This window comes from Halorubrum sp. PV6 (assembly GCF_003990725.2).
GTDB lineage: Archaea > Halobacteriota > Halobacteria > Halobacteriales > Haloferacaceae > Halorubrum.
The window spans coordinates 1,976,911-1,999,246 of sequence record NZ_CP030064.1 but is presented as its reverse complement, the minus strand read 5'-3'; the positions used below and the strand labels follow the sequence as shown (position 1 = coordinate 1,999,246).

Sequence of the window (22,336 nt, the reverse complement as noted above, 5' to 3'; positions counted from 1 at the left end):
CGTCCGGAACGTAGGTGTTGCGGTCACGACAGCCGACTCTCGGGCCCGCTCGGCGTCCCCTCGGCGGCCGCCCGCTCGGCGGGCTCTCGACCGGCGACGACCGGCTATTCCCCGCCGGCCGGGGGAACGTATTTATCGACACGCGCTGATCGTTCGCATACGATGTACGAGATACTACTCCCGGTAGACGACAACACCGATCGGGCGGCCGCACAGGCCCGGTACGTCTCGGGGCTCCCCGGCGCGACGGACGACGTCACCGTCACGGTCGCACACGCCTATCGCGACGAGGCGAGCAGCCCCGGCGAAGAGCAATTCGACGAGGAGAGTCCGGGCGTCATCAAAGCGCTGGACATCCTCTCCGAGGCCGGCATCGCGACCGAACAGCGCGAGCTGTACGTGCCGGTTGCGGAGTCGGTCGTCGAGCTGTCGGACGAGCTCGGCGTCGACGAAGTGGTGTTGTGCGGACGAAAGCGCTCGCCGGCCGGGAAGGCGCTCTTCGGGAGCGTGACGCAGTCGGTGGCGCTCGAATCGACGGTGCCGGTAACCATCGTCCCAGCCTGAGCGCGACCGTCGAACCGACCCCGACGGCTCGGCAGCGAGTGACTTCTCACGACACCCTGTCGCGCGAGTCGCGGTGACGACCGCCGCGAGTCGACCGGTACGATCTCGGCCGCGAATGTCTGCGAACGGTTCCGGATGCCGAATTGTATAAAAGTTATAGGATACCTGCAAATCTGATATATTGTACTGGCTCTCCTATGTCTCCGACAGCGGCCTCGTCACCGACCGGCCGCGAAGTCACTATCTCGATCCGGATCTCGTTCACGTTGTATGGTCGAATATTGCCGTCTTAAGGTTTCCTACGGATGCCTTGGGTAGTAAAATCGCTCACGACAAATCGACACGGCGCACGACTGCCCGTATATGAAGAAAAACTTGTTGAATAGCTATTTCTGCCAACTAAAAGGCAGAGAAAGGATTTATCAACGGTTTGTGGCCGTTATTCGGCTATATATCACAGATGAGTACTGCTACTGCTGTCAATAACTGTGGGCCCAACGAATCACTTTTCTACGACTACGTTATCTTATAAGAAGATAAAAGTATTGTATTTCTGGTATAAACGTATCCCGCTTTTGTGATACGCTGACGCCCCTCGCGTCACTCCGCTTCGTCACTCACCGCGAAGCGGCGGCGCTGTGACGGCGTATCGGCGTCCGGTCCCGCACATTTCGGCGCCGCTCGGTAGCCACCTATTTCACCCCCGGTCGTGAAGCGCCGCTATCGTGGTCGACGTAGACTGTCCAGTGTGTGGGGCGACGGCATCCATCGGTGTCCCCCACGACGCGGCGATAACTGCGGTCTCCAGCGAACCGGACGCCGCGCCGAACGCGAACGACGATTCGAAAACCCGCCGGATACGGTGTCCGGACGGCCACGAACTGTACGTCACGTTCGGCTGACGGCTCGGACCTGCGCCGTGAGCGCACGGGCGAGCGCGGGGAGACGGCGAGCCCCGGTCGGCACCGTCAGACGGTCCGGGGGCGGCGGTCAGGTCTCCGCCGCGAAGCGGTCGAGCCCGACCAGCGCGCCGGCAGACACCACCAGCAGCACGACCGCGGCGAGGAGGATCGTCGAGACGACGCTCACGAGCGGGTCGAGGCTCTGTCGAAGCGAGTTCCACGCCTCGACCGGCACGGTCCGCGTGTCCGGCCCGGAGAGGAAAAGCGCCATGACGAACTCCTGGAGGCTGACGATGAAGCCGACCAGCGCCGCCACCGCGAGTCCGGCCCGCAGCTCGGGGACGACGACGGTCCGGAACGCCTCGACCCGAGAGGCTCCGAGGTCGAGGGCCGCCTCGTGGAGCCGCCAGTCGAAGCGGGCGAACGCCGACTGCATCACGGAGAACGTCAGCGGCGTCGCCCACAGCGAGTGGGCCAACACGAGCGCCGCGTAGCTCTGCTGGAGGCCGAACCGCGAGAAGAACGTCAGCAGCGTCACGCCGATGATGACCCCTGGGACGAGCAGCGGCAGCACCGCCAAGCCGACCACGACCGTCCGGAACCGGCCGTCGTACCCCTGCAGCGCGAGCGCCGCGGTCGTTCCGACGACCATCGAGACGAGCGTCGTCCCCGACGCGACGACGAGGCTGTTGAGGAGCGAACGGAGCCACGTGGGCGAGCGGAACAGCTCGCCGATCCACCGCGTCGAGAGCGCGGTCGGGGGGAACGTGACGACGCTGGAGGCGTCGAACGCCGTCGAGACCACGATAGCGAGCGGTAACACGAGAAAGCCGAACAGGGTGGCGACGACGGCGCGGAACAACCACCGCCGGAGTCGGCGCTCAACCAAGCAGCTCACCCCCGCTCCCGAGCCGCCGGAGGCCGAGCAACAGCGTCGTCAGCACGAGCGAGACGGTGACCACGGCGACCGCCGCGGCGGCGGGCCAGTCGAAGTCGGTCAACAGGAGCTGTGAGACGAGGATCGCCGTCGTCTGTTCGCTCCCGGAGCCGAGCAGCAGCGGGGCGGGGTACGCGCCGACCGACCAGGTGAAGCTGATGATGCCCGCGACGGCGATGCCGGGCCGCGCGTGCGGGAGGACGACTTCGCGGAACACGCGCGGCCGGTCGGCGCCGAGGTCGAGCGCGGCCTCGACCTGCCGGTCGTCGAGCGTCGAGAGCACCGCGTACACGGCGAGGACGCCGTACGGGACGACGATATAGAGCTGCGCGATGACCGCCCCGGCGAGGTTGTCGATCAGCAACAGCGGCGAGCCGATCACTCCCAGCTCGGTCAGCGCGTCGTTGAGCACGCCCCGCGGCGAGAACACCAGCACCACGGCGAACAGCTTCACCACGATGGTGGTGAAAAGCGAGAGGACCGCCCCGCCGAGGAGGAGCGCGCGCCAGCCGCCGGCGGCGCGCCACGCCGCGTAGGCGTACAGGACCGAGACGAGGACGGCCAGCGCCGTCACCAGCACGCCGAAGAGCAGCGTGAACCCGAAGATGTCGTGAACGAGCGGCGTCTCGGCGACGTAGCGGTAGCCGTCGAGCGACAGCGACCCCTCGACGAAGGCCCCCTGCGGCGTCCTGGCGGTGAAACTGAGCCGGAGCAGATAGGCCATCGGGACGAGGAACACCGCGGTGTTGAGCGCCGCGAGCGGGAGCAGGAGCGCGACGGTCCGCCAGCGACCGCTCAGCGACGGCGCCCCCAGCGCCGACCGGGCGTCGCTCAGCGACACCGTCCCCCCGTCGCGTCGAAATAGGTCGCGTCGGCCGGCGCGAACTCGACCGTCACGTCGTCACCGGGCGAGAGCCGGACCGCGGCCGCGGCCGACTGCTCGACGAACAGCTCCGCGTCGCCGACCGAGAGGCGGACCCGCACGTCGGAGCCGCGGTGGATCGTCTCGACGACGGTGCCGGTCGCCGCGACGCGCCCGGCGCCGCCGGACCGCGCCGAGACGCCGCCGTCGACGGCTGCAGGGGCCGATCCGGCCGACACCGCGAGCCGTTCCGGCCGGAGCGAGACGGTCACGTCGTCGCCGCGGGCGAGCCCCTCGCCGTCGATCGGCGCCTCGAAGGCCAGCCCCATCGGCGTCGAGAGGCGCGGGCAATCGCCCGCGCGTTCGACGGTGGCGGCGACGAAGTTCGTCGTTCCCAGGAAGGACTCGACGAACCGGTCTGCCGGGTCGTCGTACACGCGTTCGGGCACGTCGACCTGCACGAGCCGCCCCTCGTTCATGACGGCCATGCGGTCGGCGAGCGTGAACGCCTCGTCTTGGTCGTGGGTGACGTAGACCATCGTCGTCCCGACTCGGTCGTGGATGCGTTTTAATTCGAGCTGCATCGTCTCTCGGAGCTTTCGGTCGAGGTTCGACAGCGGCTCGTCGAGCAACAGCAGCTCGGGGTCGACGGCCAGCGAGCGGGCGAGGGCGACCCGCTGTTTCTGCCCGCCGCTCAGCTCCGCCGGCCGATCGCTCTCGTGGCCGGTCATCTCGACCAGTTCGAGCATCTCTCGGGCCCGCGCCTCGCGGGTCTCGCGGTCTACGCCGTCCATCTTCGGCCCGAACGCGACGTTTTCGAGGACCGTCTGCTGGGGGAACAGCGCCCAGTCTTGGAACACCATCGAGCAGTCGCGGTCGTACGGCGGGGCATCGGTCACGGTGTCGGTGCCGATGGTGACCCGCCCGCGATCCGGGGTCTCGAACCCCGCGATGGCGCGTAGGACGGTCGATTTCCCCGAGCCGCTCGGCCCGAGCAGACAGAACAGTTCCCCCGACTCGACCGACAGCGAGAGGTCTTCGACGGCGGTCGTGTCGCCGTACGCGACGGCCACCCCGTCGAGTTCGAGCCCCGACATGCTCAGTTGTCTTGGACGAACGTGCGGAACCGCTCGTTCATCTCGCCGGAGAAGTCGGCGACGCCGGCGAAGTTCTGAAACGCCACGCTGTCGAGCTCGTCGTTCGTCGTCGGGAGCTGCGTCGCGGTCTGGTCGGGGTAGGTCGTCTCCTCGTGAGAGAACCCCAGGTTGAACTCCTCGGCGTAGGCGCTCTGCGTGTCCGGGTCGAGCAGGAAGTCGATGAACTCGTGGGCCATGTCGACGTTGTCCGTACCGCGGACGATCTGGTAGTAGTCGACGTATCCCGTCGTCGGCTCCGGGACGGTGACGCCGATCGGGTACTCGTCGGTCGTCTCCGCGCGCTTGAGCCCGTACGCGAAAAAGTAGTGCCCGACATCGGCCAGCCCCTCGCCGAGAGCGGTCCAGAGCTGCTGGGTCCCCTGGTAGAACGTCGACACCGGGAGCCCTTCGATGGTCTCGAAAAGCGCGTCCATGTACCGTCGGTCGTACACCTCGTCGGCCATCGGCTCGTCGTCCTCCAACAGCGCCGCCATCATGAACAGCTTGAGCCAGAAGTCGCTGGGGAGCGCGATCCCCTCGGCCTCGGGAGACTGCACGTCGCTCCAGGACTCGGGCGTCCACGACGCGGCGTCCTCGTTGTAGACGTAGGCGTGGACGCCGTAAGCGACCGGAACGCCGACCTCGGCCATCTGGAACTCGCGGAGCCGCGGTTTGATTCCCTCGGCGTTCGAGAGCCGATCGTAGTCGACCGGCTCCCAGAGGTCGTCCTGCTGCCCGAGATAGTTCGTCCGACCCACGCCGACGGTCACGTCGAAGGGCGGGTCGTCCGCGGGCGACTGCCGGATCTTGGAGAGGATCCCCTGCCAGTTGCCCGTCACCTCAAGCGTGTTGCCCGTCTCGGCCTCGTAACGGGGCTTGATGACCTCGCGAAAGACGGTTTCGTTCGTGCCGCTCCAAGCCGATACCCGGAGCGTTCCGTCGCCGCCGCCCGACTGTCCGACCGCATCGAGACACCCGCTCAGTCCGACCGCAGCGGTCGCGCCACCGGCAGCCAGAAAATCGCGTCGTCGAACGGTCTGAGACCGGTCAGCCTCTGTTTCTCGCATCACCGTTACTACGCGAAGAAGCAACAAAAGCCCTCGGAACGATCGACCCCGGAAGCGCTACTCACACCGTCGCTCACGCGGTCAACGGGGCGTTCTCTGCGGCGGCGTTACACCCTTCGGCGAGGTCTCGAACCTGCTCAATCTCGTTAAATGTGCACTCGTAGGAGGGAATCTCCGTACTGGAGGAGAGCACTCCAAATCCGGCGGAGATGATACACCTATCGACGTTGGCGACCTCCGAAAGCCGCTCTACGGCAGACTGGATATGTCCGTGTTCCCTCCCCGTGTACATCTCAGCCGCCGGGCTGTGGAACGTGAATCGCGTCGACGAGGAGTACGACCCGTCTTTTTTACCTACCGTAGCAGACCGTATCGAGACGACTCACGCTCCGTAACTCGTGACAGCCGTTGCAAGCGGTCGGATTTCGGTGGTCTGAGACGACTCGCCTCACGTCGAAATCTCGAACCGGGCCCCCCCGTCGGACCCGTCCGTGACCGAGATGGTCCATCCGTGGGCGATGATGATCTCTTCGACGACGGCTAACCCGATCCCCGTTCCCCGCAGATTCGTCGTGTACCCGTAATCGAAGATGTGGTCGCGCTTCTCGACCGGAATCCCCGGCCCGTCGTCTTCGACGTAGAATCCACCGTCATCGAGTGGTCCAACCCTGACAGTGACGTTGGGTCCGACGTGGTCGACCGCGTTACGAAAGAGGTTGCTGAATACCTCTTCGAGCCGCGCAACGTCGCCGGTCAGGTCCGGCAGTGGTTCCGTAATCTTGAGCGTGGCTTCATCGTGGACATCGGCCCAGATGCGGCGGGCTAACGCGACAAGATCGACGGGCATGCGGTCGCCGATGGACCGACCCTGCCGAGCCATCGTCAGCAGGTCGTCGATAAGCAGTTCCATCCGGGCGTGGGCCTCTTCGACCCGCTTGAAGTGGTCGGGGTCGCTGGTTTCGAGCGCGATTTCGAAGAACCCTCGGGCAGCGGTGAGCGGTCCCCGCAGGTCGTGTGCGATCACGTCTGCGAACTCGTCTAACTGCTCGTTCTGGCGCTGGAGTTCACGATCACGCTGTCGGAGGCGCTCCTTATCAGCGACGCTGTTGAGTGCGGCCGTCAACGACCCGGCGAGGGTTTCGAGAATGTTGCTGTCTTCCGTGCCGAACGACTGCGTCCCGGCTGACGCGACGGCTAGCACCCCGTGGTCGCCCATGGGGACGATGATCTCAGATCCGATGTCAGTCTCGGGGTTGAAAATGCCATCCTCGCTTTGGACATCGTTGACGACGACCGTCTGCCCGGTGAGGAACGCTCGCCAGAACAGCCCCTCGCCGCGATCGATCGTCGGCGCATCTCCTACCAACTCCACGGCGGCCTCGCTTTGTGCGACCGGAGATAACACGTCTGCCGTCTCGTCGTAGAGCCACACGGCACAGATCGGAAATTCCAACGCGTCTCTGGCCGTCCGAAGAGCAATCTTGCCCACGGTTTCTTGCTCGTCGGCCCCGACGAGGTCCTGCGTCGCTGCTCGCAGCGCGTCGGTCCGTTGGTGTCGCCGTTTCCGGCTCGTGATGTCGGTAACGGCGACGATTGCGCCGGTCGGATCGCCGTCGTCGTCGACCGTCGATTCGAGGTTCAACGACAGCACTCGTTGCGAGCCGTCGGCTCCTCTTTGCGTGGTTTCGTAGTCGCGGATCACCTCGCCGTCCATGACTCGCCCCAGCAACGTCTGGAACTCCGGACGCTGCTCTTTAGGGATGGTATGGATATGCGAGCCGACCGCCCCTGCTGCCGGGATATTGAACAGCTCCGCCGCGCATTGGTTCCACTGGAGAATCGTTGCCTCCTCGTCAAGCTGAACGATGGCCACGGGCGAGGTGTCCAGCACGGTCTCCAGTTCGTCGTTGAGTTCGCGCAGTCGCGACTCACGCTGATCTCGTTGGAGTTCGTAGCCGAGCCACTGAACGAGGAGTTCGACGAGCGACCGCTCGAACTCGGAGAAGCTCCGATCGCGGGCGACCGAATCCGCGAAACAGACCGTCCCGTACAGCTCGCCGTCCACCTGCAGTTTGCCGCCGATGTAGCAGTTGAGGTTGAATCGCTCGTAAGCGGGGTCACCCTCCCACCCGTCCGCCACCGCGTCTTGCACGCCGAGCAGCCCCTCGGTGTCGATGGTTCGGCGACAGTACGCCTGGGACAGCGGCGCGGAGGCCCCTGCCTGTAGCTCGTCGTGTGACCCCACTGACTCGACGATGTGTTGTGTCCCGTCGTCGATCCGTGTTAAAAAGCCGTACGGCAGATCCAAGCGCTCCCGCCCGATGTCCAGCATCGTTTCAATGCGCTCCGAGAGGGTGAGATCGCTGCGCGCCGCGCGAGTGTGGAGATCCTGTAGCGCGCGGTTGTTCGCCATCAGATCCGCTTCAAGCCGGGCGCGATCCGTGACCGTGACCGCAACGCCGAGAACCCCGTCTACCGCCCCTGTCTCGTCGTACGTCGGCTGATACCAGGCGTCGAAGACGAACCCCTCGAAATCGACGGTCCGTCTGACTGCCTCCCCGTTGAGCGCCTGCCGACAGGCGTCGGTGATCACTTCGTAGTCCCCGTACACCTCGAAGATGGACTCTCCGATGAACTGGTTCGGGTCGATCTGAAGGTCGTCGAGCCCGCGCCCCCGCGACTGGAGGAACGTCCCCTCGTCGTCGAGTTCGAACAAGATTATCGGCGCGTTATCCGTCAGGGCCGCCAGCTCGTCGCGCTGGCCGATGAGTTCAGTTTCGAGCCGCTTCATGTCGGTGATGTCTCGGTTGAACCCGACGACCGACTGCAACTCCCCTGTCTCGTTGAAAATGGGGAGTCCCTCGGTCCAGACCCACCGGCTGTACGCTTCGCTCTCGTTGACTCGGTACTCCAATTCGACACGAGAACCGTTGCTCAGCTGTTCCATTGCGGTCTGGACGGTCTCGCGATCCTCCGGGTGGACTGCCTCCATGAAATCCATGGAATTGGATTTGATCGCCGTCGTCGACCGTCCGAACAGCTCCTCGTACGCGTCGTTGATGAACAGACACTCGTCCCAGTCCGGCGAAAACAGCCACAACACCGCCGGGTTCACTTCGGTCAGCAGCGAGAGCACCTGTCGCTGCTCGTTCGCCTCGTTGCGGGCCTGTTCGCGCTCGGTCACGTCGCGCATGATCGCGAGCGCTCGGTCGTCGCCGCCGAGCGTCGTGCGCTGCAGCGACACCTCGGTGGTCCTGAGTTCGCCGTCGGCGCGCTCAATCGGCCACTCGAACTCTTGGGCGCCCGCCGAGGCCGTCTCGATGATCCGGAGGGCCGCCTGTTCGACCTCCGCGGGAGTTCCGGCACTGAATTGGGCAACCGAGCGTCCCTCAAGCGTTTCGACTGGGTATCCGGTTATCTCCGCCGCAGCGGGGTTCGCCGTGACGACAACTCCGTTTTCGGGATCATACACAAAAATCGCGTCCGAGACAGACTCAAAGAGTTGTTCGTAGAACCGCACTTGACCATCCTGAGACGCCATACCAGTCACCCGACGGCTAGCTATATATTGGTTTGCTACCGTGACATCTCAACCACGCGCGAGTGAATACGGACAGATTGGACCGGCACACAGTCCGTGAGGCTGTCTCATATGGGAAACACTCAACTCCGTGCCGCTGTCTCATCTGACAATGGCACCGTACATTCTCGCGGCAGACGACGACGAGTACGTCCGAGTGCTGATCGAAACCAAACTCGGGTCAGCGTACGATCTCAAGACGGTCGCCGACGGCGACGAGGTGTGGGAGCTGTTGACCGACCCGGACCATCCGCGGCCAGACCTATGTATCCTCGACGTGATGATGCCGGAACTCGACGGGTTCGCGACGCTCGAACGACTCCGAGGCCACGCGGAACTGGCCGACATCCCGGTGATGATGCTCACGTCTCGGGGACGAGAAGACGACGTAATGCGTGCGCTGGACGCCGGTGCGAACGACTTCGTCACGAAGCCGTTCTCGCCGAGCGAACTCGCTGCACGGGTCGAAAAACTGTTGGAATCGTAAGATGTGGGTCGCTACGACGCTAGCTGCGCTGGGATTTCTGTTGATTGCAGTGATAACGCAGTTCTACGGCTACCGACTCGGCGGCACGATCACCGTGCCGATACTGACCGTTTACACGCTCAAAAACGTCGTCATGCTTCCCGTCTTCGTCGGGAGCACGCTCTTGGCGTTTCTGGGATTAGGATATTTAAAACGGCGGACGCTGATATACGGGCGCGACGAACTGACAGCGGCTGTCATCATCGGGATACTGATTCCGGTAGCGATCGCCGTCGGCGTCTTCGGTCGAGGCGGTTCGCTGCTCGAGACCCGGACCGCCGTCTTCGTCGGCTCGATTCTCCCCGGACTGGCGGCGTACAACCTCCACCAACTCAAACCAGAGTACCGCCGTCCCGACTTGCTGGGAACTGTCGGCCTCTTCGCCGGACTACTGGGGCTCGGATGGCTGCTCGTGACGCCGGCCACGGCAAACGCGTTTGGAACGCTGACGCCGCCGATACTGTTCAGCTCGACCGCAGACATTGCCGTTTATAAAAACGCCGTCGCGGTCGTCGAGCCGGAGGCGGTCATCGTGCCACGAGTTATGGCGGTCGGGTTGTTGACGGGTGGGCTGTTCCTCGCGGAAGCGCTGCGCTCGTGGTTCGACGTTCGTCTCGGCGTGATTACGGCGACGCTGTTGGCTATCTTCGTGTTCGTCAACGTCTGGTTTTTCGCCCTCTACCTCTTCGTCTTTCTCGTCGCGGGCGTGTTAATGGAGATTATCAATCGCGTGACGCTCCGATACGGCCGCGTGCTGCTCGGCGTCGGTACGGCCATCGCACTGGTTGCGACGCTGCCGGTCACGCTGGCGTTGCCCATCGAACAGGGTCTGACCGCGTTCTTTACTGCCATTATGGCCGGCGTTAGTGCCTACAACGCGCACGCGACTGCCCCACGAGAGAGTCGACTCATTCTCCCCCTCCAACTCGCCGTCTTCGTCCCCACGCTCGCCGCACTGCGGCTCATCACCGATCCCGGTCCACAGGGCTTCCCGCAGACGCTTACCGTCCCACTGATGCTCGGTGGTCTCGTCGTCATGGTGGGCTCTCTGCTCTACGCTCGTCGGGTGACGATCCAACAGCCGTCTGAGGCAGACGTGCTCTCGGGGTCGGTGCTCTCGGAGGGTGACGGCACATGAACGAGCACGGCTACGAGGTGTACGGGCGGGGGTTCGGCTGGACGTGGCGGCTTCGAGACGGCCCGGTCGTCCTCGCGACCGGGGGTCGTCACGACGACGACTCACTCGACACGCGCCACGAGATCGATCGGGTTCGGGCGGCGCTCGCCCACCTCGCCGGCGAGGATCTGGCGTTCGCCTCGGTCGAGGTTCGCGATCCACGATTCGTCGTCGGACAGGATCTGGACCCCTCCGGAGCGTCGCGGGAGGAAGACGATTGGGTCTGGCGGCTCGAAACGCCGGACCGCGTGCTGGCTCACAGCGGCCAGCGCTACCCGACCGAGGCGGCCGCTCGGGAGGGTATCGCCCGGTTCGAGGAACTCGGTCGCGGTGCGCTGCCGGTGTACAACGTCGGCTCGGAACACGAGTGGCGGAGCGAGGCCGACACCGTCGAAGTCGGGAAACCGTCGCTCACCGGCTTTATCAAGGAACTAACCCGCGGTCGTCGCCATCGGGAGTTCCTCGAGCAGTTCGATACGCGGATCATCGTCTCCGGTTCGCGGGGGAAATCCTCCACGGTTCGCCGGCTTGACGACGTGTTCAACCGCCGCGGGTACGACACCTTCACGAAAATCACCGGCAACTACCCGGTGATCATCCGGAACGGTCGCGTCCACCCCATCGAACGACAGGGACCACGCACCACCCTCTACGAGAACGTCAACGTCATCCGAGAGTTCGGCCCGCGGATGAGCGAGTTCGATTCGGACGCGGTCGCGATTTTCGAAAACCAGGCCATCTCGGAGTACACGACCCGCATCGTCAACCAACGGTTCATCCAGCCGGACGTCATCCTGATGACGAACGTTCGGCAGGACCACAATGACACGCTTGGGAAGCGTCGGCAAGATATCGCTCGCGCGCTCTCCCGGTCGATTCCGAAGGGGACCCACGTGGTCAACGGCGAGCAACACCCGGCCCTCCACGAGTACATGGAGGCAGAAATCACGGCTCGCGGCGGGACCATCGAACAGGTGCAGATTCCCGAGCGTCATCGGGGGCTGCTCGGAGCTGAAACGGTTCACGCGGTCAACACGACACTCCAGGCCATCGGGAAGGAGCCAGTTCCCGAGTCGGAACTGGATACGTTCATCGACCAGATCCAACCGGAGTGGAAGCGAGTGGTCGGTGGTCGACTGTTCAACGCCGCCGAAGTCAACGACGTCGAGAGTACCGAAATGGTCCGCCGGGCACTGACTGCGGACGACGAGCAGATACTCCCGTTCGTCTACCTCCGACATGATCGGCGCGGGCGGACCGCGTCGTTCGCGGAGTACACCGACCTGCTTGCCGACAGAGACTGCATCGACCACGTCCACGTCGGGGGGACCGGTACTGACGCGTTCGCGCGAAACGTCGAGGTGCCGGCGACGCAGCACTCGCGTCACGACGACGCCAGCGAAGTTCTCGAAGAGCTGCTCGCCGTCGATCAGCCGCTCTTACTGATGGGCAACACCGTCGACGAGTTCATGCGCGATATGGAGGCGGCCATCGACGACCGGCTTCGAGAGTGGCAGGCGGCCGAGCGCGATGCGACCGGAACGCGACGCGAGGATCTCACGACACCTACGCAACCGCCAGATGCATAGCTTGGTCCATCGACGCGTATCGGTTACAGTGGATATGTAAATGGAATCTGTCGAGTAGTGTCGTCCAACACTCCTCGTGGCTGGATCGGTGTCGTTCGGGATGTTTTCACCTCGAACGAATATGTGAATTAAACTGTCGGTCGGAGAAGGGCCTCGGCACTCACGACTCACAATCTATCCATAGTGAATGGTTTAGCGCGGCTATAGCGTCCGTTCGCCCCGCTACTGCTCGTCCAATATCCGGATGCCGCGCTCCACGACTGCTTCGGTCACGAAGAGACTCGTCGCACGCTGGAGTGCTCTCATACGCATTGCTGCCTCGTCTCTGTCGAGCAGTCCGCGGCCGTACCCGAGCGCGATGACGCCGATGGAACCACGTACCTCGATATCTGCGTCAGATGCTGCCTCTCGGGCGGCGAGGTCGTCGGTCAAGAGAACGCTGCCTCGATCTTCGGCGACCGCAATCGCCGCGCGTTCGCCGGCGTCCAGCTCGTCAGTTCCGACTTGGCTCCCATTGGCTTCGACGAGTTCGTACGAGAGGTCGACAAACTCGTCCGGAACGCCACCGGTCTCGACTTCCTTATAAACCGTCTCCGGCACGAGTAGCGTATCAAACGCCGAGAGCAGTTCGAGCGAACCGATTTCGGCGAGGTGAATGAGCGGTCCCGCGTCCGAGACAGCTGCGATCGTCACGCGTTCAGGCCCCAGTCGACATCTTCTTCGACGAGGTCGCGCTCTCGCTCCGCTCGCTTGACTTTCGTCCGACCGACGCCCTCGATGGCTTCCACGCGGTCGAGTTCGTCGTCGAGGTACTGGGCGAGCACGAGGTCCTCCCACAGGTCTTCGAGACCGCGTTCAAGTGCCCGTTCGAACACCTCGGACTCTGGAAGGCCGCGGGCTTCGGCGATTTCTCGAACCCGGTCGGAAATTTCGGCGGCCATACCGTGTGATTGTTCGGCAACGTTCATAAATCCGTGTCTGCCCATCCGATGAGAATCTGACTGGGGCCTATGTCAACCGTGGCCACAACCAGATACCCTTAGAGCCGTCTTTTACCATCAAAAATGGCGGCCTCGGCACTCATAGGGCTCGTCGTCGCCGGGTGCCGAGTCCGGCTCGGAGCGGTGCCATCGTCATCGGCCGGTCGCCCGTACTTCCCCTGCCGATTAAAATGCCCCGGCAGCGCCGCCACGGGCGACACGATGGCTCGGGAGATCCGGCGTCGTCACTCTTTGTATATAAATAGCGACGCGGAGTCGGTCACTCGTCGCCGTGACTCGACCCCGCGTAGGCGTTCCATCGGTCGGTGCCGTTCGGCAGCCGGCCGGTGTCCGTCGGGTCGAACATCCCCGCCGAGCGCGCGACCGCCTCGGCAGCGGTCGGCAGGGCGTCCGTCTGCTCGCGGCCGACCGACCCCGCGTCGGTGGCGGCCGCCGTCTCCGTTTCGATGCTCGTCTCGCGCGTGCTCGGGCCCTCGGGACGTATCGTCGTCTCCGATTCCGAGCGTGGGTCAGCCGTGTACTACGGGTGGCACGTACCCACCGTCGCAGGCATCCTTAATAATTGTTCATGTTTGTTCGAACCTTGCGGGCGACCTCGGATCGCCCGCACCTACTCGAACGACTCGGGTTCGACGCCGGAGAGCCGCATCGCGTTGCCCGTGACGCCGAGGCTCATCCCCATGTCGCCGACGACGACCGCGACGGCGACGCTCACCAGTCCGAGCGGCACCCCCACGGCGAGGAGGAACTTCACGGCGAGACTCGCCCAGACGTTCTGCCGGATGACGCCGTTGGCGGTGTGCGAGAGCGCGTAGAGGTACGGCAGCTTCGCCACGTCGTCGCCCATCAACGCGATGTCGGCGGTCTCTAAGGCGGTGTCCGTCCCGGCGGCGCCCATCGCCACGCCGACCTCGGCGGTCGCCAGCGCGGGCGCGTCGTTGATCCCGTCGCCCACCATCGCCACCTCGCCGTACGCGGCCTGGAGCGACGCGACCGCCTCGACCTTCTCCTCGGGTAAGAGCTCGGCGCGGTACTCGTCGACCCCCGTCTGCTCGGCGATGGCGCGGGCCGTCCCCTCGTTGTCGCCGGTCAGCATCACGACGCGTTCGACGCCCAGTTCCCGGAGGCGCTCGACCGCCCGCTTCGAGTCGCGCCGGACCTCGTCGGCGACGGCGACGGCCCCGGTCAGCTCTGTCGCCGTTCCGACGAGCACCACCGTCTTCCCCTCGCGTTCCAGTGCGCTGAGGGTCCCCGCGGGGAACTCGCCGCCGGCGTCGTCGCGCTCGCGTTCGGCCCCGCCGCCGGCGTCGTCGCGCTCGTCGCCGCCGGTCACGACCCCGCCGTCCGTCTCGGCGCGGGCCCGCGAGAGGTCGAAGCCGAGCTCTTCGAAGAGCGCGGGCTTGCCGGCGTAGTACGTCTCGCCGTCGATCTCGGCGCGAATCCCCTTCCCGGTCAGGCTCTCGAACGCGACCGGCTCAGCGAGCTCACTCACGCCCGCGTCCCCGGCGCGGTCGAGGATCGCGGCGGCGATGGGGTGTTCGCTCCGTTGCTCTAAGGCCGCGGCCCGGCGGAGCAGCGCCGTCTCGTCGGCGTCGCCGAGCGGGAGCAGGTCGGTGACGGTCAGCTCGCCCTTCGTGAGCGTCCCGGTCTTGTCGAGCGCGACGGCGTCGACCTCGCCCATCGCTTCGAGGTGGTTCCCGCCCTTGATCAACACGCCGTTGCGCGCCGCGCTCGTGATCCCGGAGACGACCGACACGGGCGTCGAGATGACGAACGCGCAGGGGCAGGCGATGACCAAAAGCGTGAGCCCGCGGACGAACCACGTCCCCCAGTCGGCGGCGAAGACGAACGGGTAGCCGGCGACGTCGACGGTGATCGGGTCGGCGATGACGAGGGGCGGAATCGCGGCCGTCAGGATCGCCAAGACGACCACGAGCGGGGTGTAGTACCCCGCAAAACGGTCGACGAACCGCTCGGTCTCCGTCTTCTCGGCCTGGGCGCCCTGCACCAGCTCGACGATCCGCGCGAGCGTGGAGTCGCCCGCCGTCGAGGTGACTTCGAGTTCGAGGTAGCCCTCCGTGTTGATCGAGCCGGCGAACGCCTCGTCGCCGGGCGCCTTGTCGACGGGCACGCTCTCGCCCGTGATCGGCGACTCGTCGACCGCGCTCTCGCCCTCGCGGACGATCCCGTCGAGCGGAATCTTCTCGCCCGGCCGAACGATGACGGTCTCGCCGACCGCTACGTCGTCCGCGGGGACGGTCACCTCCTCGCCGTCGACGACTTCGCCGTCTGCTCGGGGCGTCTCCGACGCCCCGCTGTCGCGCCGCACCGTCGCCTCGTCCGGCGACAGCTCCATCAGCTCGCGCAGCGAGTCGCGCGCCCGGTCCATCGCGTAGTCTTCGAGAAGCTCGGCGACGCTGAAGAGGACGGCCAGCGTCGCCGCCTCGACGAAGAAGCCGATACCCGTCGCCGCGACGATAGCCGTCCCCATCAGCAGGTCGATGTCGAGGCTCCGGTTCCGCGCCGAGTAGTAGCCGCTGCGGACGACGGGCACCCCGCTCGCCGCGACGGCGCCGAGGAACAGCGCGCCCGAGAGGAGTATCGGGACGCCGAGCACGCTCCCGACGCGCGGGTTCTGCGCGACGAGGACGAACTCGAAGAGGAGTCCGACCGCCACGAGAACCGCACCCAGCCACGTCTTCTTGGCGCGCGGCGTCGTCCACACTTCGGCGGGCGGTGCGACGGCGACGTCGCCGGCGTCTCCGGCCGCCTCGCCGTCTGCGTCATCGCCGCCCGACGACCGGCCTCCGGTAACCTCGTAGCCGGCGCCCTCGATGGCGGCGACCACGCGCTCCTCGTCGGCGACCGCGGGGTCGTAGGTCACCGTCGCCGTCCCGGCGGTCGGGTTGAGCGCGGCGTCGGTCACGCCGTCGAGCCGCGCGAGCGCGTTGTCGACTTTTCCGGCACACGACGGGCAGTCCATCTCCGGGACGGCGAGGCTGGCGGTCAGCTCTCGGCCGCCCGCCGGGTCCGACCCGCCGCCGGTCTCGCCTCGTCCGTTCGAGCCGTCTGTCATTAGTCGCTCGGAGGGGCCGTATCTCGATAAGCCTTGGTTGGAACTATCCAACTTCCGCGCTCGGCGACGCCGGCCGCCGGCGCCTCGGCCGGTTCACTCCGAGGTCGGCCGGGCGTCGACGACGCGCTCCTCGGCGACGTGGTTCTTCGCGAGCTGCTCTTCGGCCCGCCGGAGCCGGTAGGTGAGCGTCGACCGCGGCACGTCGAGGTGGTCGGCGAGCCCGCCGACGTCGATATCGCGCGGTGACTCGTAGTAGCCGTGTTCGACGGCGGCCCGGAGCGCGGCCGCCTGCTCGGGCGGGAGGTCCGCCTCCGCGGACCCGCCGGACCCGCCAGACGCGCCCGACACGCTCGCCGTCCTGAGCAGTTCGGTCCGGGCGGCGTCGCCGACGGCGTCCCGGAGCGCGTCGAAGAACTCGCCGACGTCACCCTCGCCCGAGTGGATGAGCCGCCACGTGTAGTGGCGCCCCTCGTGGCGCGTCTCGAACAAGACGCTCTCGCCGAGGTGGTCGCGCGCGATGTGGGGGACGGACGCGCAGGCCGGCGTGGGCTCCCAGTCCGTGTACAACACCAGCGCGTCGCCGGTGTGGTCGAGGACGCGGGTGCGCTGGTCCGCCCCGCAGTCGCGCGTCGAGAGGCAGTCGGCGTAGTAGTCGCCGTCGAGGAAGGCGGCCTTGACGGCGTCGAGCGCGGCCGGCGTGCCCGCGGTGTGGTCGACGCGCCAGAGGTGGTCGTCCGTCGCGTGGACCGACAGCGACCGGACCCGCGCGTCGGGGTGGTCGGCGAGCGCGTCGGCCACCCTGTTGCGCCCCGGTTCGTACTCGAGGGCGAAGACGAGTTCGCGCATGGGGAGTCGTAGGGGTTCGGCGGGCATTAACGCGCGGCTTCAGTCACGCCGGGGCTGCGCGCCGGATCTGTGCGCGTGGGTCGGTGGCCGACCGCCGCATCTCGCAATTTGCTATACCAATATATACTTCATACGTCGCGAGGCCAAGGCCCGCGAGGGGTTTAAAAGACAAATTAATGATGTTTTCAGAGAAAAATCGATCCCAACGAACCGAGTTACCGCGTGGACCGTTCGGACTCCCGTCGGCGCATTTCGCGACCGTGGGAACGCGCGAAACCGGATTGTGCGGGTCGCCCGTACTCCGGGTATGGTTGAGCAGACGAATCGAACCGACGCGTCGAACGGGTCGCGGGCCACGGACGGCCGGCGCTTCGAGGTGTTCGTCCGGGAGACGGAGGCCGACCCGCTCCGGCACGTCGGCACCGTGGCTGCACCGACGCCGGACACTGCTCACGAGCGGGCGGACGCGATTTTTGGACACCAGGTCCGCGACGTGTGGGTGTGTCCCGCCGAGGAGACGCACCGGTACTCCGCCGAATCGCTCGCCGCCGACGCGGGCTCGACGGGCGACCGCGCCGACCCGCCCGAGCGCGACGCCGAGACCGAGGCCGTCCCATGTGGCGGGGCGCCGGCCGAGGAGACCGGGGGCGCACGATGATCTCAGTCAGCAAACTCCTCTGTGGCCTCGACGCCGAGAGCGACGGGCTCCGGTACGACGCCGCCGACGGCTCGAAGAAGCCGCAGATCACGGAGGACAAACAGCGGCGCCCGGTCGTCGTCTGGAACACGACGAAGCAGTGTAACCTCTACTGTGAACACTGCTACGCCGCCGCCGACTGCGAGGGCGCCTCGAACGAGCTCTCGACCGCCGAGGCGAAGGGGCTCATCGACGACTTAGCCGAGTTCGGCGCGCCCGTGTTGCTCTTCTCGGGTGGGGAGCCGCTCGTCCGCGACGACCTCACCGAACTCGTCGCGTACGCCGACAACGCGGGTATCCGGCCCGTCCTCTCGACGAACGGGACGCTCCTCACCCGCGAACGGGCCCGCGAGCTGAAGCAAGCGGGCCTCAAATACGCCGGCGTCTCGGTCGACGGCCTCCCCGAACGCAACGACCGGATCCGGGGGGAGGACGGGGCGTTCGATGCCGCGGTCAGGGGTATCGAGGCCTGCCTCGACGTCGGACTCAAGACGGGGCTCCGGTACACGATCACCGAGCACAACGTCGACGACCTGGCGGGCGTCGTCGACCTGCTCGTCGATGTCGGCGTCGACCGCTTCTGTTTCTACCACCTCGACTACGGCGGGCGGGGCGCGGACATCGCCGACGCCGACCTGAGCCCCGAGGCGACGCGGCAGGCCGTCGCCGACCTCTGCGATCTGACCCGCGAGTACCACGAGGCGGGCGAGGAGATAGAGACGCTGCTCGTCGGCAACTACGCCGACGCCGGCCACCTCGTCGAGTACGCCGACCGTGAGATGGGAACCGACCGGGCGCGGGTCATCTACGAGTACCTCGAACGCAACGGCGGCGACCCCACCGGCGAGCGCGTCGCCGACGTCGACCCCGTGGGCAACGTCCACCTCACGCAGTTCTGGCAGGGGTACTCGCTCGGGAACGTCCGGGACCGGTCGTTCGGCGCGATATGGACCGACGAGTCGAACCCGCTGCTCGCGGCGCTCCGCGACCGCGAGGAGCACCTCACGGGGCGCTGTGCCGATTGCGCCTACCAGGGCCTCTGTCGGGGCGGCTCGCGGCTCCGCGCGCTGTCGGCTCACGGCGACCCGTTCGCGCCCGACCCGAAGTGTTACCTCACGGAAGCCGAACGCGACGGCGCGGCCGCGCTGCGTCGAATCGACGGCGCGCCGGCGGCCGACGCGGACTGAGCCGCTAGCGGATCTCCCCGTCAGCCGCTCCGGATAACTCGTCGAACGCGTCGGTGACGAGCGTCGCCTGCGCGTTCCGGAGCCGCTGGGACAGCGCCGACTTGCTGATGTCGAGTTCGGCCGCCAGCTCGCCGAGCCGCACCGTCTCGTCGTCGTCGAAGTAGCCGCGAGCGACCGCCAACTCCAGACCCTCCCGCTGTTTCGGGGTGAGCGCGGAGCGGTCGACCGTCACCCGCTCGGTCGCCTCCGGCCCCTCGCTGACCGCGAGCCGGACCAACCGCACCGTCTCGAAGTCCGCCCTGAGCCCGCCGACCACGTTCCGAACGGTCTCTCGGTCGTCCACGTACGCGGTCACCAGTATCGTCCCGTCCGACACCCGCTCGATGTGCGGGACGCAGTCGAACCGCTGGAACGTCAGGCAGAGACAGTCGTCGTCGACCTCGCCGCGAGCGCGACGCACCCCGTCGCCGTCGGTCGGCTGTACCTCGACGCGACACTCGTCGCCGACGGCGTTGACGGCCACGTCCGTCGCGTTCTGCGTCTCGGAGACGATCGGGCACGCCCAGTCGTCGCTCGGAACGAGCGCGAGGTCGACGCGGAGCCGACGCCCGTCGTCCGCGAGTTCGGCCATGTCCTCGAAAAGCGGGCCGCCGGCTTAGACGCTCGGTGCGTCCTCAGTGTCCGAGAACGCGTCGCGGGAAGTCGTTCTCGACTTCGGTCGTGAGGCGTCCTCGACTTCGGTCGCGGGCTCAGTCTTCCGCTTCGGTCGCCGCCTCCTCAGGCTCGCCGTCGTCCGCCTCCGGGGGCGCGTCGCCCTCCTCGGAGCGGGCCGCGACGAGGGCGCCGCTGGCGACGCTGTACATCGGCTCGTCGGCCGAGCGAACGCTGCTGATGGAGAAGGGGATGTTCGCGTCCGAGAGGTGGTCGGCGAACAGGTCCTCGAAGCCGTTCGGGCTGGAGGTGCCGCCGGTGACGACGACGGGCACGTCGAGCCCCTCCTCGACGTCCTCCTCGTCGACCTCGCGGGTGATGTTCTCGATGACGTAATCGAGGAGGTTCTCGTAGTAGATGGCGAGCGCGCCCTCGACGCCGCCCACGTCGGTGCGGAAGTCGAGCTCGAAGTCGTCCTCCTTGATGCTCGTCACCTTGTCGACGGGGGTCCCCGTCGCCTGCGAGGTCTGCTCGTCGATCCAGTCCCCGCCGCGCGCGATGGAGAACTTCATGACGGGCACCGCGTAGTACGCGAGACAGACGTTCGTCATCCCCGCGCCGAAGCTGATCCCGAGCCCGGTGAAGTTGTTGTCCGCCAGCTCGGAGTAGATGACCGCCATCCCCTCGTTTATCGGCTCGGGGTCGTACCCCATGTCGCCGAGCATCGATTCGAGGGTCTTCTCGTGGTACAGCGTCGTCAGCCCGGAGTCGATGGGGTCCGCGGGGCTGGAGTAGAAGAGCCGTTCGTTGGGGCGGGAGGGTTCGCCGACGACCTGCTCGGTGATGAGTTTGATCATCGGAATCGCCGACGCCTCGTCGCTGGATAAGATGCCGTGCTGCATCGGCCGGCGCGTCTCCTTGTTGAAGATGTTCGCGAAGTTCAACGCGTCGTCGCCGACGACGTACACCTTGTCGTCTTTCCGGATGTGGAGCACTTCGCTGCGGGAGAGCATCTGCTCTGCCATGTCGCTATACTCGATTTCGACGAACGAGTTCCGCTGCTGTACGAACACTGTCTCCGCGCCTTCCTGTCGCCCGGAGAGGATGTTCATCGTCCCAACGTCGAGTCCTTTCGCCATGCCTGACCGTTTCATTGCACACATCATAAACGTTCGTGGCGGCCGCGGCGCACCGACCGGGAGTCGCGGGGGACGGCGACCCGCGACCGACCCTCGCGACCCGCGTCGTTTATGTGCCGCGCCGCGGTGGACGGAGACGACGTGCGCGAGACAGTACGCGGAGTCGTCGACCTAGCACGCGTGGGGAACTGCGTCGCCGCCGCGGCGCTCACGGCGACCGGCGCGTTCGTCGCCGGCGTCGGGAGCGGCGGCGCGCTCGCGGCGATCGCCGCGGTCACCACCGCCTTCGCGGTCGCCGCCGGCAACACGATCAACGACTACTTCGACCGCGAGATCGACGCGATCAACCAGCCCGGTCGCCCGATCCCGCGAGGCGCGATTTCGCCGCGGGGCGCGCTCGCGGTCGCCGCCCTCTGGTTCGCCGCGGCCGTCGCGCTCGCGGCGGCGCTCCCGACGCTGGCGCTCGCCATCGCCGCCGTCAACCTCGTCGCGCTCGTGACCTACACGACGGTTTTTAAGGGAACGCCGGGGCTCGGCAACGCCCTCGTCTCGTACCTCGTCGGGTCGACGTTCCTGTTCGGCGGCGCCGCGGTCGGCCGCCCCGAGGCGGTCGTCGTGTTAGCGCTGCTCGCGGCCCTCTCGACGTTCGCTCGCGAGGTGATCAAAGACGTCGAGGACGTGGTCGGCGACCGCGAGGAGGGGCTCCGGACCCTCCCCGTCGCCATCGGCGAGCGCCGGTCGCTGTGGGTCGCGACCGGATCGCTCGTCGTTGCCGTCGCCGCCAGCCCAGTGCCGTACCTCACGGCGACGTTCGGCGCGGCCTACCTGCTCGTCGTCGCGGTCGCGGACGCGGTGATGGTGTACGCCTGCTACGAGTCGTTCAGCGACCCGACCGCGGCGCAGCGCCGGTTTAAATACGGGACGTTCCTCGCGGCGGTCGCCTTCGTCGTCGGCCGCGCGGTGCTGTTGGTGTAGGTAATTACAGAACAGACGGCGCCGCCGCTTGCGGCGTTGCTCACCGGTTACCGACAGAAAACCGCTCGACGGCGGACGGTCAGGTTCCGGTCACGCGACGTTGAAGCCCTTGTCGCGGAGGAAATCCTCCACGCGACCCGAGTGGTTCCCCTGCAGTTCGATGGCGCCGTCCTCGACGGTGCCACCGCAGGCGAACTTCGACTTGAGATCCGACGAGAGCGAACTCAAGTCGACGTCTTTCGGGTCGAATCCTTCGATGACCGTTACCTCCTTTCCGTACCTGCGCTCGTCGATGCGGATGCTGATCTGCTGGGACTCTTTCGCGACGTCCTCGCAGACGCAGAGTTCCTGGGGCAGTCCGCACGTCGAGCAGACTTCCGACATTACGGTCAGAACTACAGGATGCCTGTATTAAATAGTGTCG

Annotated in this window: 21 protein-coding genes; 8 read left to right on the top strand and 13 right to left on the bottom strand. The window is 66.3% G+C overall.

Annotated elements, in window-relative coordinates; genetic code table 11:
- Positions 1 to 162: 162 nt before the first annotated feature.
- Entirely contained in the window at positions 163 to 564 is a 402-nt protein-coding gene (locus DOS48_RS23915; RefSeq protein ID WP_127118112.1) for a universal stress protein, read from the top strand.
- 725 nt (positions 565 to 1,289) lie between these two features.
- The gene (locus DOS48_RS23910) at positions 1,290 to 1,466 is read left to right on the top strand and encodes a transcriptional regulator (protein WP_127118111.1); all 177 of its coding nucleotides are present in this window, start codon (positions 1,290 to 1,292) and stop codon (positions 1,464 to 1,466) included.
- 88 nt (positions 1,467 to 1,554) lie between these two features.
- Here DOS48_RS23910 and DOS48_RS23905 read toward each other — a convergent pair whose 3' ends face one another.
- From DOS48_RS23905 to DOS48_RS23880, 6 genes are all read right to left on the bottom strand, one after another.
- On the bottom strand, positions 1,555 to 2,328 hold the full coding sequence (locus DOS48_RS23905) for an ABC transporter permease (RefSeq protein WP_210755378.1): 774 nt from the start codon (positions 2,326 to 2,328) through the stop codon (positions 1,555 to 1,557).
- Positions 2,329 to 2,347: 19 nt separating this feature from the next.
- On the bottom strand, positions 2,348 to 3,244 hold the full coding sequence (locus DOS48_RS23900) for an ABC transporter permease (protein WP_127118109.1): 897 nt from the start codon (positions 3,242 to 3,244) through the stop codon (positions 2,348 to 2,350).
- A complete protein-coding gene (locus DOS48_RS23895) occupies positions 3,235 to 4,362 on the bottom strand; it encodes an ABC transporter ATP-binding protein (protein WP_127118108.1) in 1,128 nt (375 codons plus the stop codon). The genes DOS48_RS23900 and DOS48_RS23895 overlap by 10 nt, the downstream gene beginning before the upstream one ends.
- Positions 4,363 to 4,364: 2 nt before the next feature.
- Positions 4,365 to 5,468: a PotD/PotF family extracellular solute-binding protein gene (locus DOS48_RS23890; protein ID WP_127118107.1), complete on the bottom strand. Its 1,104-nt coding sequence runs from the start codon at positions 5,466 to 5,468 to the stop codon at positions 4,365 to 4,367.
- 73 nt (positions 5,469 to 5,541) lie between these two features.
- Positions 5,542 to 5,760, bottom strand: coding sequence for a hypothetical protein (locus DOS48_RS23885; RefSeq protein ID WP_127118106.1), 219 nt, complete (start codon positions 5,758 to 5,760; stop codon positions 5,542 to 5,544).
- Positions 5,761 to 5,916: 156 nt separating this feature from the next.
- Positions 5,917 to 9,009 (bottom strand): PAS domain S-box protein, encoded by a 3,093-nt coding sequence (locus DOS48_RS23880; RefSeq protein WP_127118105.1) that lies wholly within the window; start codon positions 9,007 to 9,009, stop codon positions 5,917 to 5,919.
- A gap of 151 nt (positions 9,010 to 9,160) precedes the next feature.
- Between DOS48_RS23880 and DOS48_RS23875 the strand changes: the two genes are divergently transcribed.
- Genes DOS48_RS23875 through DOS48_RS23865 form a run of 3 tightly spaced genes read left to right on the top strand, consistent with a single transcriptional unit; the run spans position 9,161 to position 12,340 of the window.
- Complete coding sequence (locus DOS48_RS23875) at positions 9,161 to 9,535, top strand: response regulator transcription factor (RefSeq protein ID WP_127118104.1); 375 nt, start codon at positions 9,161 to 9,163, stop codon at positions 9,533 to 9,535.
- A gap of 1 nt (position 9,536) precedes the next feature.
- Positions 9,537 to 10,712 (top strand): poly-gamma-glutamate biosynthesis protein PgsC/CapC, encoded by a 1,176-nt coding sequence (locus DOS48_RS23870; RefSeq protein ID WP_127118103.1) that lies wholly within the window; start codon positions 9,537 to 9,539, stop codon positions 10,710 to 10,712.
- A complete protein-coding gene (locus DOS48_RS23865) occupies positions 10,709 to 12,340 on the top strand; it encodes a Mur ligase family CapB protein (RefSeq protein WP_127118102.1) in 1,632 nt (543 codons plus the stop codon). The genes DOS48_RS23870 and DOS48_RS23865 overlap by 4 nt, the downstream gene beginning before the upstream one ends.
- Positions 12,341 to 12,562: 222 nt before the next feature.
- Here DOS48_RS23865 and DOS48_RS23860 read toward each other — a convergent pair whose 3' ends face one another.
- From DOS48_RS23860 to DOS48_RS23845, 4 genes are all read right to left on the bottom strand, one after another.
- Positions 12,563 to 13,033, bottom strand: coding sequence for a nucleic acid-binding protein (locus tag DOS48_RS23860; RefSeq protein WP_127118101.1), 471 nt, complete (start codon positions 13,031 to 13,033; stop codon positions 12,563 to 12,565).
- Complete coding sequence (locus DOS48_RS23855) at positions 13,030 to 13,281, bottom strand: hypothetical protein (RefSeq protein ID WP_127118100.1); 252 nt, start codon at positions 13,279 to 13,281, stop codon at positions 13,030 to 13,032. The genes DOS48_RS23860 and DOS48_RS23855 overlap by 4 nt, the downstream gene beginning before the upstream one ends.
- 670 nt (positions 13,282 to 13,951) lie before the next feature.
- The gene (locus tag DOS48_RS23850) at positions 13,952 to 16,417 is read right to left on the bottom strand and encodes a cation-translocating P-type ATPase (protein ID WP_127118099.1); all 2,466 of its coding nucleotides are present in this window, start codon (positions 16,415 to 16,417) and stop codon (positions 13,952 to 13,954) included.
- A 93-nt stretch (positions 16,418 to 16,510) separates the two neighbouring features.
- Positions 16,511 to 17,263, bottom strand: coding sequence for a helix-turn-helix domain-containing protein (locus DOS48_RS23845; protein ID WP_127118098.1), 753 nt, complete (start codon positions 17,261 to 17,263; stop codon positions 16,511 to 16,513).
- A gap of 307 nt (positions 17,264 to 17,570) precedes the next feature.
- On the opposite strand from DOS48_RS23845, the gene DOS48_RS23840 reads away from it, so the two are divergent.
- Both DOS48_RS23840 and DOS48_RS23835 read left to right on the top strand, forming a co-directional pair.
- Positions 17,571 to 17,921, top strand: coding sequence for an Htur_1727 family rSAM-partnered candidate RiPP (locus DOS48_RS23840; RefSeq protein WP_127118097.1), 351 nt, complete (start codon positions 17,571 to 17,573; stop codon positions 17,919 to 17,921).
- Positions 17,918 to 19,147 (top strand): TIGR04347 family pseudo-SAM/SPASM protein, encoded by a 1,230-nt coding sequence (locus tag DOS48_RS23835; RefSeq protein WP_127118096.1) that lies wholly within the window; start codon positions 17,918 to 17,920, stop codon positions 19,145 to 19,147. The genes DOS48_RS23840 and DOS48_RS23835 overlap by 4 nt, the downstream gene beginning before the upstream one ends.
- Positions 19,148 to 19,151: 4 nt before the next feature.
- On the opposite strand, the gene DOS48_RS23830 is transcribed toward DOS48_RS23835, so the two are convergent.
- Positions 19,152 to 19,778, bottom strand: coding sequence for a helix-turn-helix domain-containing protein (locus DOS48_RS23830; protein ID WP_127118095.1), 627 nt, complete (start codon positions 19,776 to 19,778; stop codon positions 19,152 to 19,154).
- Between the two features lie 118 nt (positions 19,779 to 19,896).
- Positions 19,897 to 20,937, bottom strand: a complete 1,041-nt coding sequence (locus DOS48_RS23825) for a hypothetical protein (protein WP_168654257.1) — start codon at positions 20,935 to 20,937, stop codon at positions 19,897 to 19,899.
- A 111-nt stretch (positions 20,938 to 21,048) separates the two neighbouring features.
- On the opposite strand from DOS48_RS23825, the gene DOS48_RS23820 reads away from it, so the two are divergent.
- Positions 21,049 to 21,912: a geranylgeranylglycerol-phosphate geranylgeranyltransferase gene (locus DOS48_RS23820; protein WP_210755377.1), complete on the top strand. Its 864-nt coding sequence runs from the start codon at positions 21,049 to 21,051 to the stop codon at positions 21,910 to 21,912.
- A gap of 90 nt (positions 21,913 to 22,002) precedes the next feature.
- Here DOS48_RS23820 and yciH read toward each other — a convergent pair whose 3' ends face one another.
- Entirely contained in the window at positions 22,003 to 22,296 is a 294-nt protein-coding gene (gene yciH, locus DOS48_RS23815) for a stress response translation initiation inhibitor YciH (protein ID WP_004596695.1), read from the bottom strand.
- Between the last annotated feature and the right edge of the window lie 40 nt (positions 22,297 to 22,336).